Source organism: Pseudomonas sp. HS-18 (assembly GCF_020401845.1).
Taxonomy (GTDB): Bacteria; Pseudomonadota; Gammaproteobacteria; order Pseudomonadales; family Pseudomonadaceae; genus Pseudomonas; species Pseudomonas nitroreducens.
This window is the reverse complement of the sequence record NZ_CP084413.1, coordinates 4031296-4046694: the sequence shown is the minus strand read 5'-3', so window position 1 is coordinate 4046694 and position 15399 is coordinate 4031296. Positions and strand designations below refer to the sequence as shown.

13 protein-coding genes and 2 pseudogenes are annotated in these 15399 nt (G+C 59.8%); 10 read left to right on the top strand and 5 right to left on the bottom strand.

What is annotated here, in order from left to right:
* Nucleotides 1-30: 30 nt before the first annotated feature.
* Together LDJ84_RS18735 and LDJ84_RS18730 are read left to right on the top strand one after the other, a co-directional pair.
* Nucleotides 31-288, top strand: a pseudogene (locus LDJ84_RS18735) (hypothetical protein); the annotation flags it as partial.
* Nucleotides 245-541, top strand: a pseudogene (locus LDJ84_RS18730) (hypothetical protein); the annotation flags it as partial. The pseudogenes LDJ84_RS18735 and LDJ84_RS18730, both read left to right, overlap by 44 nt.
* Nucleotides 542-578: 37 nt before the next feature.
* On the opposite strand, the gene LDJ84_RS18725 reads toward LDJ84_RS18730, so the two are convergent.
* Complete coding sequence (locus LDJ84_RS18725; protein WP_226046633.1) at nt 579-719, bottom strand: hypothetical protein; 141 nt, start codon at nt 717-719, stop codon at nt 579-581.
* Between the two features lie 348 nt (nt 720-1067).
* On the opposite strand from LDJ84_RS18725, the gene LDJ84_RS18720 reads away from it, so the two are divergent.
* Nucleotides 1068-2528 carry a DUF1254 domain-containing protein gene (locus tag LDJ84_RS18720; protein WP_226045240.1) on the top strand — a complete coding sequence of 487 codons (1461 nt, stop codon included), beginning with the start codon at nt 1068-1070 and terminating at the stop codon, nt 2526-2528.
* A 66-nt stretch (nt 2529-2594) separates the two neighbouring features.
* Entirely contained in the window at nt 2595-4082 is a 1488-nt protein-coding gene (locus LDJ84_RS18715; RefSeq protein ID WP_226045239.1) for a DUF1254 domain-containing protein, read from the top strand.
* A 357-nt stretch (nt 4083-4439) separates the two neighbouring features.
* On the opposite strand, the gene LDJ84_RS18710 is transcribed toward LDJ84_RS18715, so the two are convergent.
* Nucleotides 4440-5339: a LysR family transcriptional regulator gene (locus LDJ84_RS18710; RefSeq protein ID WP_024763480.1), complete on the bottom strand. Its 900-nt coding sequence runs from the start codon at nt 5337-5339 to the stop codon at nt 4440-4442.
* Nucleotides 5340-5452: 113 nt separating this feature from the next.
* Between LDJ84_RS18710 and LDJ84_RS18705 the strand changes: the two genes are divergently transcribed.
* The 4 genes from LDJ84_RS18705 to LDJ84_RS18690 are packed head-to-tail and all read left to right on the top strand — an operon-like array spanning nt 5453 to nt 8004.
* The gene (locus LDJ84_RS18705) at nt 5453-6082 is read left to right on the top strand and encodes an NADPH-dependent F420 reductase (RefSeq protein WP_024763479.1); all 630 of its coding nucleotides are present in this window, start codon (nt 5453-5455) and stop codon (nt 6080-6082) included.
* A 20-nt stretch (nt 6083-6102) separates the two neighbouring features.
* On the top strand, nt 6103-6924 hold the full coding sequence (locus tag LDJ84_RS18700) for a DODA-type extradiol aromatic ring-opening family dioxygenase (RefSeq protein ID WP_024763478.1): 822 nt from the start codon (nt 6103-6105) through the stop codon (nt 6922-6924).
* Complete coding sequence (locus LDJ84_RS18695) at nt 6914-7585, top strand: alpha/beta hydrolase (RefSeq protein WP_084357269.1); 672 nt, start codon at nt 6914-6916, stop codon at nt 7583-7585. The genes LDJ84_RS18700 and LDJ84_RS18695 overlap by 11 nt, the downstream gene beginning before the upstream one ends.
* 17 nt (nt 7586-7602) lie before the next feature.
* A complete protein-coding gene (locus LDJ84_RS18690; RefSeq protein WP_024763476.1) occupies nt 7603-8004 on the top strand; it encodes a DoxX family protein in 402 nt (133 codons plus the stop codon).
* Between the two features lie 858 nt (nt 8005-8862).
* Here the strand turns inward: LDJ84_RS18690 and LDJ84_RS18685 are convergent.
* The 3 genes from LDJ84_RS18685 to LDJ84_RS18675 all read right to left on the bottom strand — a co-directional run bounded on the left by LDJ84_RS18685 (nt 8863) and on the right by LDJ84_RS18675 (nt 12701).
* On the bottom strand, nt 8863-9963 hold the full coding sequence (locus LDJ84_RS18685; protein WP_226045238.1) for a polyamine ABC transporter substrate-binding protein: 1101 nt from the start codon (nt 9961-9963) through the stop codon (nt 8863-8865).
* 33 nt (nt 9964-9996) lie between these two features.
* The gene (locus LDJ84_RS18680) at nt 9997-11334 is read right to left on the bottom strand and encodes a hypothetical protein (RefSeq protein WP_226045237.1); all 1338 of its coding nucleotides are present in this window, start codon (nt 11332-11334) and stop codon (nt 9997-9999) included.
* Between the two features lie 119 nt (nt 11335-11453).
* Nucleotides 11454-12701, bottom strand: coding sequence for a serine hydrolase domain-containing protein (locus LDJ84_RS18675; RefSeq protein WP_226045236.1), 1248 nt, complete (start codon nt 12699-12701; stop codon nt 11454-11456).
* Nucleotides 12702-12845: 144 nt separating this feature from the next.
* On the opposite strand from LDJ84_RS18675, the gene LDJ84_RS18670 reads away from it, so the two are divergent.
* On the top strand, nt 12846-13448 hold the full coding sequence (locus LDJ84_RS18670) for a TetR/AcrR family transcriptional regulator (protein WP_226045235.1): 603 nt from the start codon (nt 12846-12848) through the stop codon (nt 13446-13448).
* A 336-nt stretch (nt 13449-13784) separates the two neighbouring features.
* Complete coding sequence (locus tag LDJ84_RS18665; protein ID WP_226045234.1) at nt 13785-15356, top strand: sensor domain-containing diguanylate cyclase; 1572 nt, start codon at nt 13785-13787, stop codon at nt 15354-15356.
* Nucleotides 15357-15399: the final 43 nt, after the last annotated feature.

The following is a 15399-nucleotide window of genomic DNA, read 5'->3' as shown; positions in this document are numbered from 1 at the left end:
CCGATTGGCCTGCGCACTGCCGCCGCGAAGATGCCGTTGATGCCAATCACGGCCTCTTCGTTGGGCGCCCCGGCAAGCAGTTGCTGCCTGGCGAGCTTCTCCATGGCCGCCGGGCCAACGCTTTGGCCGGCACGGACATGGGGCGAGCGGCACATCGCGCGCGGGCCTGCGGCTACTCAACAGAAGAAGTGGCACAGGGCTTTCGAGCGTCAAGTGGTCTGGATCACCGGAGCTTCCTCCGGCATTGGCGAGGCCCTGGCCGGCCTGCTGTTGCAACAGGGCGCGCGCGTCATCCTCTCCGGCCGGCGCGAGGCAGCGCTGCAGGCTGTCGCCGAGCAGGCGCCGCAGCGCTCTCTGGTACTGCCTTTCGAGAGCGCGCCCGGTCGCTCAGGGCAGACGGCAACTGGCGGTCGTCAGCTCGGCAGCCGGCAGGGTCGGCGCTCCGCTGTGCACCGGCTATCGTGGCGCCAAGCACGCCGTGATCGGCTACTTCGAAGCCTTGTGCGCAGAGGTTGAACACACCCATGGCATCCGTGTCAGCGTGATCCTGCCCGGTTCGGTGCGCACCTGCGTGGCAGTCAATGTGCTCGGTGTACGCCGCGGCTGCGCGGCGCATCGTCGATGGGCGAGCGGCCGGTCAGCGCAGCATCGAAGTGGCGGAAGGCACCGAGAAGCTCGCCCTGTACCTGCGGGGCACCGATCCCGGAGCGGCTGTTCACGCTCGCCGCCGCTGACGGCGCCCGCCTGGCCGAGGAGCGTGCCCGCAACGGCAATGCCGATATCGACCCCGGAGCGGTGCAGCGCCTGGACAGCCTAGGGCCGCTGCTGGAAAGAAACGACCAGGTTTGTGCCTGCTGAGTGGCGGCCACTGGCCGATAGCAGCCGCCAGTGAGAGGCAGCTTCCGGCCAGGGAGGGTTATCGAAGATACTCACTTGTAGAGCGACTGACGCCATCTAGACTCCGTAATTCATGGAGCCCGGAATGTTGAGCGTGTGCGTCATCTGGACGCCCACCGCAGTTCACAGGTTCGCCTCCTTAGCGCATTCCCAACGCAAGGAAGTCGACGATGCCACACCCGCTGAAACTGCTGCCTATCGCTGTCCTGAGCCTTTCCATTGGCGTGCCGCTGCTGCAGGCCGCCGAGCAGTCGCCCGTCGCGCAGGTTACCCAGCCCGCTACGGGTGTAGTGATGCATCCCGAGTACGCCAAGGCCATTGCGCGCATGGCCTACCTCTGGGGCTGGCCGATGGTGAACATGCTCAATCGCAATGACACCATCACCAAGGCGCCGCACCCCGGCCTGCTGGGGGGCATCCTGCCGGTGGCTCCGCGAGGCCAGCTGGGCATGTTGCACGACTACATCACCCCGGCGGAAACTTTCGTCACCTGCCCGAACCAGGACGTGGTCTACGGCTTGGGCTTCTTCTCCCTGGACGAGGAACCGGTGATCGTCCAGGTGCCGGATTTCGGCGACCGGTTCTGGGTCTACTCGATTTATGACCAGCGCACGGACCAGGTCGGCGAACTGGGCAAACCCTACGGCAGCAAGCCGGGCTTCTACCTGCTGGTGGGGCCGAACTGGAAGGGTGAGAAGCCCGAGGGCGTGGAGGCGATCATTCGCAGCCCCACGGCGCTGACCAACGCCATCCCGCGCATCTTCATGGACGATACTGCCGAGGACCGTGCGGCGATCCAGGAAAAACTCAACCAGATCGCCTTCTACCCGTTGAAGGACTTCGACGGGAAGATGAAGAGCATCGATTGGAAGAACACCCCGGACATCCCCAACCCCAACGCGGCCAAGGCCAGTGGCGGGGAAACCAAGTGGGTGATCCCGGAGAAATTCTTCGACCAGTTCCCCAAGGTGCTGGAGATGGTACCGCCTCTGCCGGGTGAAGAGGCGCTCTACGGCCAGTTCCGCCTACTGATGGACGCAGCCGCCAAGGACCCGGAGCTGAAGAAGCTGCTGGTGCAGACGGCGGTGGAGAGCGAGAAGGAAATCATCAAGCCGTTCTTCGAGTGGAAGCACAACGGACGCCCGGCGGGGAACGGCTGGAACCGCTCGACCAACAACGCGCAGTTCGGTATCGATTACTTCAACCGCACCGGTACGGCGAAGTCGAACATGTTCGACAACCGTCCCACCGAGACCCAGTACTTCTATACCGATTTCGACAAGACCGGCGCCCCGCTCAACGGCGCGCACAGCTACGAAGTGACCTTCGCCGCCGGCCAGGAACCCCCGGTGAACGGCTTCTGGTCGCTGACGCTGTACAACGAGAAGCATCTGTTCAGCACCAACAAGCTCAACCGCTATTCCCTGGGCACCAAGAACAAGGACCTCAAGCGCAACGCCGATGGTTCGCTGACCATCCATATCGGCCCGATCTCGCCCGGCAAGGACCAGGAGAGCAACTGGCTGCCTTCGCCCAAGGAGCCGATCTCGCTGTACATCCGCTCGTACTGGGGCAAGGAACCGATCCTCGATGGCAGCTGGCAACCGCCGGTGATCAAGAAGATCAAGTAAGCCGTCCGCTGTATTTCTCCCCGGCGGTGCGACGAGCACCGCCGCTCACCTTCAGGAGACTGATCCATGGGTTCCATGCACCGAGTATTCGCGCTATCCGCGCTGGCCGCTTCGCTCATGTATTTACCGGTGGTACAGGCGGCGGATCAGGCACCTGCTTCGCCGCTGATCAAGCAGATCAACAATGGCAACTGGCTCGATCCGAAGGAGGCCGAAGACCTGCGCGACGAGCTGTACTACCAGCGCGCGGTATTCGCCTACATGACCATGCTGCCGGCGCTCAATACCATCGGCATGAAGGACGGTTCCGAGAAGGCCTTCGGCGCCGGCTACAACGTGCTGCCGATCTGGAAGCAGCGCATGGACGCGCGGACCATGGTGCCCACGCCGAACGCCGACGTGATCTATTCGATGAGCTACCTGGACCTGAAACAGACCGGGCCGCTGGTGGTGAAGGCGCCGGCCAACGTCATCGGCATGTTCACCGATTTCTTCCAGCGCACCCTGACGGACGTCGGCGCGGTGGGGCCGGACCGCGCGCGGGGCGGCCTGTACCTGCTGCTGCCGCCGGACTACAACGGCCCGGTGCCGGGCGGCTATTTCGCAGTCAAGTCACGCACCTACAACGTCTTCCTGTTCTTCCGCACCATCATGGCCAAGGGTGACGGCAAGCCTGACCCGGCACCGGCGGTGAAGAATGCCGAGCTGACCCGCGTCTATCCGCTGTTCACGGTGGAGAAGGACGTCAAACCCATGGCGTTCCCGGATGCCAGCGGCAAGGCGCTGAACATGATGTACCCGGTGGACAACAGCTACTGGGCCAAGCTCAAGGCGTTCGTCGACTACGAGCCGGTTGAGGCCATCGACCCCGAGCTGCGCGGTGTGCTGGCGTCCATCGGCATCATCAAGGGCGAACCGTTCAAGCCCACGGCGAAGCAGGAAGAGTTGCTGAAGAAGGCCGTGGAGACTGCGCCGAAGATGATCCTCGCCAACCGCCAGCTGGGCCGCGACGACAAGCGCAACCTCTACTACAAGGACCGCCAGTACGAGAACACCTGGGCCGGCGGCACCAACGACTGGATGCAGGACAGCTACCTGGACGTGAGCCAGCGCGCCAACTTCTTCCAGTTCGCCTACTCCTCCGCGCCGGCGATGGTCATGCACACTACGGGCGCCGGCTCGAAATACCCCTTCACCGGCCGCGACAAGGACGGCAAGTTCCTCGAAGGCGGCAGCACCTACAAGCTGCGCCTGCCGCCCAATCCGCCGGCTGCGCTGTTCTGGGCCGTGACGGCCTACAACATCACCGACGGCACCATGCCCGAAACCAAGCAGCTGCTGCCGTCCACCAACGGCTACTACGACATCCCCAAGCAGCAGGACGGCTCCATCGAAATCTGGTTCGGCCCGGAGAAGCCGGCTGATGTGGCCGACGCGGCCTTCATCCAGACCATTCCTGGGCGTAACTTCCTCGTGGCCCTGCGCCTGTACGGCAGCGAAGATGCGTTCTACGACCAGACGTGGAAACCGGATGATGTGGTGAAGGTAAAGTAAGGCGCTTGGACACGCTGGCGGGACAACTCCGTCAGCGTCCGCTTCTGGCCGATGGCTCCCTATCCGATTGGTTGGAACCTGCCTGATGCGGCCAGCATATTTCTTTTCGTTATTCCCATGTCGGCTTTTTCTGGTTTCAGTCTCATAGAACTGAGTTCCTTGTTTCGACTGCAATATTCCTTCTGCTTACGCAGGGTTTTGTGCGTTGCACGAGGTGATAGAACTCTCAGTCCATGGTGGATAGTCTCAAGCCTGTCTCCGATTTAAGTGGAAGCTAGGACAGGAGTCGACGCCAGAGTCCAATTGAAGAAACATCATGCGTTTTCAGTTGAGATTTTCCCCACGCTGATGCCGAGGTCATATCGCCCACGATGGATGGGAAAATTTTTCTGCCAGGAAATTTATGAAAGCTCTTACCTTCGCCGGAAGATGTTTTCGGCTGGGGTATACCGCGTAAACCCCGAGCTCGACGGATTTATACTCCGGCAAGATTTCAACCAGATCCCCTCTGCGAATATCCTCGGCAATCATGAAACTCGGTTGTAACGAAATACCTCCATCAGCCAAAGTGATATGGCGACAGGTATCTCCATTGTTGCACCGCACGACAGAACGTGTGCGCACGGTTTCGCTACCGCTTGGCCCCTCGAATACCCAATCATTACCGCTGGCGTAATTGGAGTACGCCACTATCGTGTGTTCCGCCAGGTCATCCAGTTTGCGTATCGCTGGATGGCTAGACAGATATCCCGGCGAGGCACTCAAACACATTCTGGTGGTGGCCAGCCGGCGCCCGACTAGCGACGAGTTTTCCATCCGTGCAATACGCACAGCGGCGTCAAATCCCTCCTCGACCAGATCCACGAGCCGATCATTCAGACTGATGTCCAGTTCAATCCTGGGATATCTACGCATGAAGTCGGCCCAGATGGGGGCAAGGTGCAGGATGCCAAAACTGACCGGTGCATTGACCCGGAGCACTCCGCTCGGCTCGGGCCGGGCGGCTGATACGGCTTCTTCCGCTTCGTCCATCATCGCAAGGACCTCCCTGGCCTGGTGATAGAACTGGCGGCCCTCGTCAGTCAATGAGAGGCGCCGCGTCGTTCGATGGAGCAAGCGTGCCCCCAGCCGTTCCTCCAGTGCGTTTACGTAGCGGGATATTGCTGCCTTTGACATTCCCAAGGGTTCAGCAGCGCCTACAAAACTCCCTTTGTCGACGACGGTGCAGAAGACCTGCATCTCGAGAGCGCGATCCATTATTGTTCCACCATTCGGGATAAATAATCACATATAACAATGTTTATCTCAAAAAATAAGCCTATAGACTAGCCCCATCGACACTTGAATCAACGCATCTGGGAGAGGTAGCTATGAAAGTCACCGTAATTGGTACCGGCAACATGGGCTCCGGCTTCGCCAAGCAGCTTTCCAACGCGGGTCATTCGGTCCGGATCACGGGGCGCGACTTTGAAAAGGCCAAAGCGTTGGCCGACCAGTACCCGAACGTCACTGCCTATATAGCTTCTGAGGCCCTGGGTGACAGCGATGTGGTCGTCCTTGCAACTGGCTTTAGTGATGCTGTCTCTGCTCTGAAAGGCTTGGGTGATCTGACTGGGAAAGTGATCGTGGATATCACCAATCCGCTGAGCGCCGACTACATGTCCTTGACCATTGGCCATGTGACCAGCGCTTCCGAAGAAATTGCCAAAGCCCTGCCACAGGCTCATGTCGTAAAGGCGTTCAACACACTGTTTGCGCAAGTGCTCGCTGATGGCCCTGAGTTCGCCGAAAACCAGCGCGGCAGCGTGTTTGTCGCCAGCGACAACGAACGCGCCAAGCAGACGGCAGTTTCGCTGGCCCAGAGCATGGGGTGGAACGCCGTCGACGCAGGCGGGCTGATTAATGCTCGCTACCTGGAGCCGCTGGCAGGTTTGAATATTTACCTCGGTTACGGCGCGGGCCTGGGTACCTCCATTGCTCCTGTCTGGCTCAACAAGTAAGGCAACCCTGAGGAATCACCATGAAGACGTCGCTCCCGCTGCTGTTTGTATCTCATGGTGCTCCAATGTTCGCTATCGAGCCTGGTCTGGCTGGCCAACAGTTGACCGAGCTCGGTCGCGAACTGCCGCAGCCCGATGCAATCGTGGTCATCTCGCCTCACTGGATGACTCGAGGCGAGGTCTGCGTCACCTCGAGCACCAGCCCAAAAACCATCCACGATTTCGGTGGGTTTCCAAATCAGCTTTATGAACTGAGCTACCCCGCCCCAGGCGCACCGGCACTGGCGAATCACATTGTTGAGCTGCTCGGTTCGGCAGGTTGGAAAGCGCGCCTGGACGCAACTCGCGGCCTCGATCACGGTGCGTGGGTGCCGCTGCTCTACCTGGCGCCTTCAGCAACAGTGCCAGTGGTCCAGGTCTCGATGCCCATGCCTATGGATACCTACGGTGCCTTGGCGCTGGGTAAAGCACTCAAGCCTCTTCGCGACATGAACGTGCTGGTAGTGGCTTCTGGAAGCCTGACCCATAACCTTTATGAGTTCCGAGGAGCTACGTCCGACAGCGCGGACTACGTCAAAGACTTCGCTGCCTGGACTGCGATGACACTGCAGCGCGGGGACACAGAACAAATGTTGGAATACCGACGCTTTGCACCGGCTGCTGATCGAGCTCACCCGACGAATGAACACTTCTTACCCCTGTTGATTGCTCTTGGCGCAGCCGGAGAGAAGTATCAAACGCGCGTTCTGGAGGGGGGCATTACCTACGGAGTGTTGGCGATGGATAGCTACCTTTTCGACTCGGCTCCATCGACTCAAGGCGTTGTTGAACATGATTCATGAAATTGGCTTTTCTGAAGCGATAAAAGAACCCACATCTGGCATCTACTTCCGCAAGAGTTGTAACGCCGTTGATCCCAAAGCCCGTTTGCTTTTGTTGCACGGTGTTGGGTCGAACGAAGTCAATCTGGCGAGCGTGGCTGCATCACTGCCGGTGGATCTGGAGGTTCTATTGCTACGGGGCCCCCTACAAACGGGGCCTCAGGGCTTCGCGTGGTATCAGGTCAACTTTACCAGCGACGGCCCTTCGTTCAGCTATACGCAGGCTGAATCCAGCCGGCAGCTGTTGAAGCAATTCCTGGAAGCGCTTCCCTCGTTGCCGACGGTGATCGCGGGCTTCAGCCAGGGTGGAATCATGAGTGCAAGTATCGGATTAACCGAGCCAGAGCTTTTCGCAGGGTTCGGAGTTTTGAGCGGAAGAGTGCTGAGAGAAATCCACACCCAGATTGCTTCTGATGATCGACTTGAGTCGCTCTCAGGATTTATTGCCCATGGTAAGCGGGATGCTGTTCTGCCCAGCAGATGGGCACAGGAAACTGACACCTTGCTGGACCGGATTGGAGTAAAGCATGAGACACATTTTTACGACATGGCCCATGAGGTGATTGATTTGGAAATGGCCGATTTTTCCAAGTGGTTATCCAAAACGCTGCAACTCACTTAACAACAGGAGATACAATCATGATTGATTCACGCACCGCGCCCTATGCTGCATTCGTGCTGCGGCTGGCACTCGGTATCATGTTCATTGCACATGGCTTGACCAAAGTATTCGTATTTACCCCTGCGGGCACCGCTGGATTTTTTGAATCAGTTGGATTCCCAGGTTTTCTGGCATATCCAGTCATTGCATTCGAAGTGATTGGTGGCGTTCTGCTAGTGCTTGGCGTTTATACTCGTTGGATTGCTGCGCTGGCAGTTGTCCAGTTATTCATGGCTGCGACCGTTCACTTCGGTAATGGTTGGAGCTTCACCAATGCCAACGGCGGCTGGGAATACCCGATCTACCTGAGCGCCACTGCTCTGGTTGTAGCGCTGCTGGGTGATGGTCGTTTCGCGATGAAGCCCTCCACCCGAGCGTAGCTTCGACGTGCAGTAACTTCCCCGCGCTGCCCCTGCTTCAGGATAGCTATAAGCTGCGATGCGTGTGGCGCCTGGAGCGAGTATGCGGCCCAAGCTGCGATGTGCCGCATGGCTTCTTCAGGCCCGAAACTGGCCGCCAGATTGGCCCTCGCTTGCGAGATTGAATCTGACTGGAAGCGTCCGGCTACAACCGATATGTTAGCCACCTCATGCTAAACCCGGCGGAATCCGGTTATGTGCCACAGAGCTTGTGGAGTAATGCAAGTCAACATCTTTTTAAATGTCGTTTTGACATTATGAGGTGAAGCTCTTAGGTAAGTGTGAGCAAGTCTGCCGGAGGAGGTAAGTTTCCTCCGGCAGCGTTTGCCTTAATCTGGATAGTGCTGTTTCGGTTTGGGGTGCGCTCGCTTTTTATTACATGGTCGAAGTCTGTGGTTCTGACTTTCAGGGTTCGCCTTGCAGCGGCTCTGTGACGATCTATTAAGGCGCTGAAATAATGCGCAGGATAGATGCGTTTCTGGTTTTATCACGGCGGTAATCGATATGAAGCATGCGGTTATCTCAGTAATTGTCCTGTCTCTGCTCGGCAGTCTTGCATTGAGATCATAGGTGTTTGATCAATCCATCACCCACGACTAACCGCATACGCAAGGCTGCATCCCAAGTTGCCTGCCTTCCAACGCCCCAATCAGCTCTTTTGGGCTCTCTGCGTAGTCGATCCGAGGTCTCTGTTTCCTCACCGACACTCCCCCCGTTTCAGCAAGGTTTGTGTGTTTTTTTCACCGGTAAATCCACAGTCAGCAGCCTGCTTCCGCCCAGACATGGACGGAAGTGGCCTGCAAAGTGTTGGAGGCTGCCTCAGGTTCCGGACTTGATCTTCGTCCAACTGCGGGTCATGGCGCGCTCGATGCTGATGGGTACCGGCGACAGGGTGAACAGGTTGCCGCGCTGGTCGGCCGGGATGAACATCGCGTGGTTCTGCAGCAGTTCCGGGGCAACGGTGTCCTGCGCGTCACGGTTGGGGTTCGGGTAGCCGATGATGTTCGATACCTGGACGATCACCTTGGGGTCCAGCAGGTAGTTGATGAACGCCTGAGCCTCCGCAGGGTGTTTCGCGCCCTTGGGAAGGGCCATGGTGTCAGCCCACATCAGGGTGCCTTCGCGCGGCAGCAGCATGCGGATGTCGTTGCCGTTCTTGGCGCTGGCGGCCATTCCCTGGGCCTGAAGCACTGCCGCGGACCAGCCGACCACGATGCACACGTCGCCGTTGGCCAGATCGGAAGCCAGCTTGGCGGAGTTGAAGTAGCGGATGTAGGGGCGGATTTTCAGCAACAGCGCTTCGGCCTTCTGGTAATCTGTGGGGTTGCGGCTGCTCGGGTCGAGCCCCAGGTAGTGGAGGGCGATGGGCAGCAGCTCTTCGGGCGCATCGAGGAAGGCGACGCCGCAGGATTGCAGCTTGCTGATGTTCTCCGGCTTGAACAGCAGGTCCCAGCTGTCCAGCCTGGCCTCGGCGCCGAGGGCATTGCGCACCTTGTCGGCGTTGTAGCCGATCAGGGTGGTGCCCCACAGGTAAGGCACGGCGTACTGGTTGCCCGGGTCCACCCGTTCCAGGTTGTGCATGATGCCCGCGTCCAGGTGCGACCAGTTGGGCAATTGCTGTCGGTCCAGTTTCTGGATGGCGCCGGCCTGGATGAACTTGGCGATCTGCACGGTATTGGGGAAGACCAGGTCGTAGCCGGAGGTGCCGGTGAGCATCTTCGACTCCAGGGTGTGCGGGCTGTCGAAGACGTCGTAATTGACCTTGATGCCGGTCTGGGTTTCGAAGTCCTTGATCACCTGCGCCGGCAGGTAGTCGACCCAGTTGTAGATATTCACTTCACGTTGCGCAGCGCTCGCAGGGGTGAACGGAAGGCTGGCGCAGACGAGCAGGGCGGCGAACCATTTCTTGTCTAGTTTCATCGGATCAGCTCACGTTGAGGGTGGCGGCCAGGATCACAGCTTGTAGATGAAGAACCATTCCAGGGTGTCGAAGCGGTCGTTACCCAGTACTTCCTTGGCGCCGGCCTGCGGATCGACCCAGTTGTAAGCCAGCGAGGTGTAGATGTGCTCGGTGGGCATCCACTCGACGTACACCCCGGTCTCGTTGGCGAAGTCGCGGTCGCTCACCGGGATGCCGAAGTAGTAGTTGGAGTTGAGCTTGAACTGGTGGTATTGGGCGCCGGCAGACCATTGCTCGTTGAAGTGCACTTTGCCACGCCAGGTCTGGGCTTTCTCGTTGCTGTTGTAGAGCAGGTAGTTGCCGACGACGTCGCCGATCACCCAGGTGCCCCAGTCAACGTAGCCCTTGCTCAGCGGATCCCAGTCCTTGCGGGTGTTGTCGTTGGGATCGTTGTCGCCGGAGAAGTCGGCGTAGCGATAGCCCAGGGTCGGTTGCAGCGGCAGGTCCTGGAAGCTGTAGTCCGCAGAGGCGTACCAGGCGCTGGCATCGTAATCGATGCCCTTGCCGCTGCCGCGCTCGATGGCGTATTCGCCGTTGAGCTGCAGGGCTTCCAGGCCCGGCGGGCTGGCATTGAGCACACGCAGGTTGTAGACGTCCATGCCGTCGCGCGGGATGAAGGCATTCTGCTTGTTGTCCTTGGCCTCGACGCTGAAGGCCATGGCGCCCAGGGTCGCGTTGGGCAGCTTGAAGTCGACGTTGGCACCGGTCATGCGCAGGTCGCCCAGATGGTCGTCGGTGCGCAGGCTGAAGGCTTGCGCCGAGAACATCTCGTGCTGCCAGGACAGCACGCCGGCATCGCGGAAGGCCGTACGCGGCGCGCTGAAGTAGGCGCCATCGCCGTACTGGTCGAGGTTACCGTCCATCACCAGGAAGCCGTTGCCGACCATGTAGTTCTGGTCGCCCAGGGTCAGGCGCCAGTCGCCGGCACGAAAGCCCGCGTAGGCCTCTTCCACCGAGGTGTTATGTTCGTCACCGCGGGTGTAACCGCCCGGGTCGCCGTCACCCGTGGTCCCGGCGGCTATCAGCGAGCCGCCGCCGAGAAAGGCGAAGTCCGGGCTGACTGCGTACTCGAAGGTCACGCCTGGCTTGAGGTAGTACTCCTGCCAGTCGTAGTTCTCTTTGTTGCTCAGTTCGCCACTGCGCAGGTCGATGCGACCCAGGCCGAAGTTGGCATTGTGGCTGTTGATGGCGGTCGCCGATGCACTGAGCGAGTACTCGCCCTTGAAGTCGCCGCTCTCGAAGGCTACGCCCGCGGTCGCCAGCGGGCTGCCGGCGATGAGGGTCAGCGCAAGGGCACTGCGGGGCGCAGACGGGAAACGTCTGGTGGTCATGGCAAAGCTCCTGTATGTCGTTCTTGTTGGAACAGGGCAGTCACGCGGGCAAAGCGGGGCCCGCAAGGGCGCATGCTGGGTGCAGCGTCCGTTTCTTTTTGCTGGCGATCAGGTTTGTGTCAGGCGTCGCTTAAGGATTGGGCGAGCGTCTTGAGCAGATGCACGGTGTCGGTATCGATCACGTTCTCCGCTTCGGGCGCGGAGGATTGCTTGATGATTACTACCTCGGCCTTGAAGTCGATGAAGATCCACTGGCCATGGATACCGACAGCCATGAGCGCGTGGTCATTGAAGACATACCACTGGCTCTTGTAGGAGGCCTGCGGGCTCCATTCGGAGAACTCCTTGTTGGTCGCATACACCGCAGGGTCATTGCCCTTCAGCAGGCGCTCCACCGCCGCCGTTGGCATTACCTGTTGCCCGTTGAAGTGGCCGCGGCCAAGCAGCATCAGGCCAAAGCGGCCCATGTCGCGCAGCGTTGCGTTGAAGCCGAAACCGACCACGCCCTGGCCCGACGGATCGGCTAATAGGAAACCATCGCGCTCGCAGCCCAGCTGCCGCCACATGCGTTCGAACAGCACATGGCAAGGCAGGCCGCTGGCGCGCTCCATGATCCAACCCATGGCTTCGGTGGTCGCCGTGACATAGCGGAAGAAACCTCCATGCTCGCCCTTGAGCGGGAAGGTGCGCAGCCAGTCGTGGATCGAGGCGGACCTCTCGAACCCCGGCGGCACCGGGGTGAGGCCCACGGTGTAGTGCAGCCGCGAGGTCGGCGAGTTGGGGTCTTCGTAGTGCTCGACGTAGTCGATGCTGATGGCCATGTCCATCACCTGACGCACGCTCGCCGTCTCGAAGGCGGTGCCGGCAAATTCGGGCACGTACGAAATCGCGGGACGGTCCGGGTCGAGCAGGCCCTGCTCGATGAGTTGCTCGGCCAAGGCGCCGGTGAGCGACTTGGTGACCGAGAACATGATGTGGCGGGTGTCCGGGGCCTGGTGGTTGAAATAGCGTTCACACAGGACGCGGCCCTTCTTGAGCACCAGGAAGCCATCGGTGAAGGTGGCGTCCAGGTGCTCCTGAAGGCTGACCTGCTCGCCACTCAGGCTGGTGAAAGTGAAGTTTTGCAGCAGGTCCTCAGTCGGGCCCAGGTCGCTGACCGGCGCATTGCCAGCGGCTACCACCAGGGTCGGACAGAGTTGGCTCATGTGCTGGAAGGTCCAGCGATTGTGGGGCGGCAGCAGGACATCGGCGGCCCCGACGCTCAGTTGCGCGGCGTACGAACGCTCCTGCGGCTGTGGCGGATTCGGCTGGAGGCTCAGGCGTTCGGCGTAGGCTTGCACCAGGGCCGCTTGCAGATCGAGAGACATGGATCACTCCTGGGAGAACGAAGGGCCACAGGCGCTGGCCGTGGCAAATTTTTCTCACCATAAAAACTTTTAGTCAACTAAAAGTTTTATTCGAGGAAAACCTATAGAATCTCGCTCAGACAGATTCAGCAGTGAGGAGACGACTTGAGCGGGCTTCGTGAACGACAGAAAGAGGCGCGGCGCCAGGCGATCAGCCAGGCAGCGGTCGAGCTGTTCCGCCTCCAGGGGTACGGCACTACCACCGTCGAGCAGATCGCCGAACGGGCCGGGGTATCGCCGCCCACGGTGTTCAACTACTTCGGCAGCAAGCAGGAGATCCTCAGCGACTTGCTACGGGCGACCGACGAGCGCGTCGTCAAGGAGATGGTCCAGCTGGCGCTGGACTTCGAGGATCCGGTGGATGTGCTCTGCCACCTGGAGAGCCTGGTTCTGAAGTACGAGCTTGAAGCGTTGCCGGTATCGGTCTGGCGCGAGCTGTTGTCGATGCATTACAGCGGAGCGTCGCCGGAGCAGCTCAAGCTTAATAACGAGGTGCTCAATGCCGAGGTCAGCGTCCTGCTAGGTCATCTTCAGAAGGCCGGCATGGTGCGTCACGATCTCTGCCCGGACTACGTGGCGCAGTTGCTCAACGAGTTTCTCACCCTCGAATTCCTCAAGCTGGTCAGCGTCGAGCCCTTGGATTTCGATGCCCATCAGCTAAGTGTGCGGCGTTTCGTCGAAGTCCTGTTCACGGGTATCAGGCAATAGATGCCGGCGGTCTCCCTACGGCGACCCAGGGAAGTCTTCCGCCGACCGATAGCGGACATGCCCACGCTTGCCTCGGGCCGATAGACGGGGAGTTTGCGCCGGTGTCGCCACACCGATCTTCGTGTAATCCCTTTCCTACGAAACCTGACTGCTTTTCATATCCCTTGCTTTGTGACATGCGAAGAGAATGCCCGCATCGATAGCATCCTATCGCGCGGCGGAGGCATTAATGAGCAGGTGTCCTCCTGGCTTCGGGGCCGTACCGGTCCGGCACGTGTGTGATGCGTATGGCGACGTCGGGCTGTCTTGCCGATGCGTTGGAGCAGGGTGATTCGGATGAAGCAGCAAACCGCCTGGCCACTGGATATACGTTGGCTGATTCTCGGGCTCGTCCTACTGTCCGTGTTGGCCACGCTGGCCAACAGCCTGACCATGGCTTATAGAGTCCAGCGCGACGCGCTGATCGAGCACGCACTGGCGTCCAACAGCGCTTATGCATCTAAAGTCGCGTCGAGTCTCAGTGAGTTCCTGCGTTCGACACAGAGTCACCTGCGCTTCAGCGCTAGCGAACTGGGCAAGCATTGGGGCGACGCCTCAAGCTTGCGAGAGGAGGCGGTGCGAATGCAGACGCAGGACATCGACTTCAACTCCATCGCCATCGTCGATTCTAATGGCAAGGTGTTGCAGGCCTATCCGGATGCATTGCAGATCATTGGCACAACTCTGCGCTCGGAAAGTATCCAGCAAGCGTTGCACACGCGTCGCCCGCAAATCAGCCCAGCCTATGTTTCCGTGGCTGGTAACCTGGTGGTGTTCATCTCGCAGCCGATCTTCGATGCCTCGGGACACTTCCTCGGAACCGTTGGCGGATCCGTCTATCTGCGCAAGCAGAGCGCACTGCATACCGTGATCAGCAGCCATTTCCATCATGAGGGAACATTTGCTTTCGTCGCCGATGGAAACCGTCGTCTGTTATTCCACCCAGAGCAGAATCGCATCGGCGAAAAACTCGACTGGAGCAAGACAGTTGACGCTGCGTTGCGAGGCGAAAGCGGAGCCATGGAAGTACCCAACTACCTGGGCATCCCGATGCTCGCCGGGTACGCCCATGTGGAAAGCGCCAACTGGGCAGTAGTCGCTCAGCAGCCCCGTGAGATAGCACTGGCGCCGCTCGGACGGCTGATGCGCGACATGATCCTGGAGATGGTTCCGGCTGGACTGGTTGGGCTAATCCTGGTCTGGTACGGCACCGCGCTGATTGCCCGCCCGCTTCATGAGCTCGCATCGATCGCCGAGCAATTATCAGCGCCGCAGACCACGGAGCGGCTGAAGGCGGTAAATGCCTGGTATCCCGATGCCTCGGCGATCCGACAGGCCATGCTGGCCGGCGTGCAGTTGCTGCAGCAGAAACTCGGACGGCTCAGACATGAGGCACAAAGTGACTCCCTTACAGGCCTCGCGAATCGTCGTGCCATGGACGCACTTCTCCAGTTGCTGGAACAAACGGGCCAGGAGTACTCGGTTCTTGCGCTGGATATCGACCACTTCAAGCGAGTCAATGACACCTACGGCCATGATGTGGGAGATGTGGCGCTGCAACAGGTAGCGGCAGTACTCCAGGAATATACCCGTGCAGGAGATATGGCATGCCGGGCTGGCGGGGAGGAGTTCACCCTGATCTTACCGGACACATCGTTGGCGACCGCCCTAGCTATCGCAGAGCGTATTCGAGTCGCCCTCGCGGCTCGCGAGATTCCGCAAATCGGCCTCATCACGGTTTCCATCGGTGTGGCTAGTCGTGACAGTGAAGGCGAGTTGGCGGAGGCAACACTCAAGCGGGCGGATCGATGCCTGTATCAGGCCAAGAAAGGTGGGCGCAATCGCGTTGAGTCGTTCGGCGGTGGGTAGCAACGACGCAACGCGGAGTGTTTCGTCCTTGTTGTCATAGATG

Bases quoted from the DNA above. Each gene is read 5' to 3' on its own strand.
- LDJ84_RS18680 (WP_226045237.1), bottom strand. From the start codon at position 11,334: ATGACCACCAGACGTTTCCCGTCTGCGCCCCGCAGTGCCCTTGCGCTG.
- LDJ84_RS18715 (WP_226045239.1), top strand. From the start codon at position 2,595: ATGGGTTCCATGCACCGAGTATTCGCGCTATCCGCGCTGGCCGCTTCG.
- LDJ84_RS18700 (WP_024763478.1), top strand. From the start codon at position 6,103: ATGAAGACGTCGCTCCCGCTGCTGTTTGTATCTCATGGTGCTCCAATG.
- LDJ84_RS18710 (WP_024763480.1), bottom strand. From the start codon at position 5,339: ATGGATCGCGCTCTCGAGATGCAGGTCTTCTGCACCGTCGTCGACAAA.
- LDJ84_RS18705 (WP_024763479.1), top strand. From the start codon at position 5,453: ATGAAAGTCACCGTAATTGGTACCGGCAACATGGGCTCCGGCTTCGCC.
- LDJ84_RS18675 (WP_226045236.1), bottom strand. From the start codon at position 12,701: ATGTCTCTCGATCTGCAAGCGGCCCTGGTGCAAGCCTACGCCGAACGC.
- LDJ84_RS18720 (WP_226045240.1), top strand. From the start codon at position 1,068: ATGCCACACCCGCTGAAACTGCTGCCTATCGCTGTCCTGAGCCTTTCC.
- LDJ84_RS18695 (WP_084357269.1), top strand. From the start codon at position 6,914: ATGATTCATGAAATTGGCTTTTCTGAAGCGATAAAAGAACCCACATCT.
- LDJ84_RS18665 (WP_226045234.1), top strand. From the start codon at position 13,785: ATGAAGCAGCAAACCGCCTGGCCACTGGATATACGTTGGCTGATTCTC.
- LDJ84_RS18690 (WP_024763476.1), top strand. From the start codon at position 7,603: ATGATTGATTCACGCACCGCGCCCTATGCTGCATTCGTGCTGCGGCTG.
- LDJ84_RS18685 (WP_226045238.1), bottom strand. From the start codon at position 9,963: ATGAAACTAGACAAGAAATGGTTCGCCGCCCTGCTCGTCTGCGCCAGC.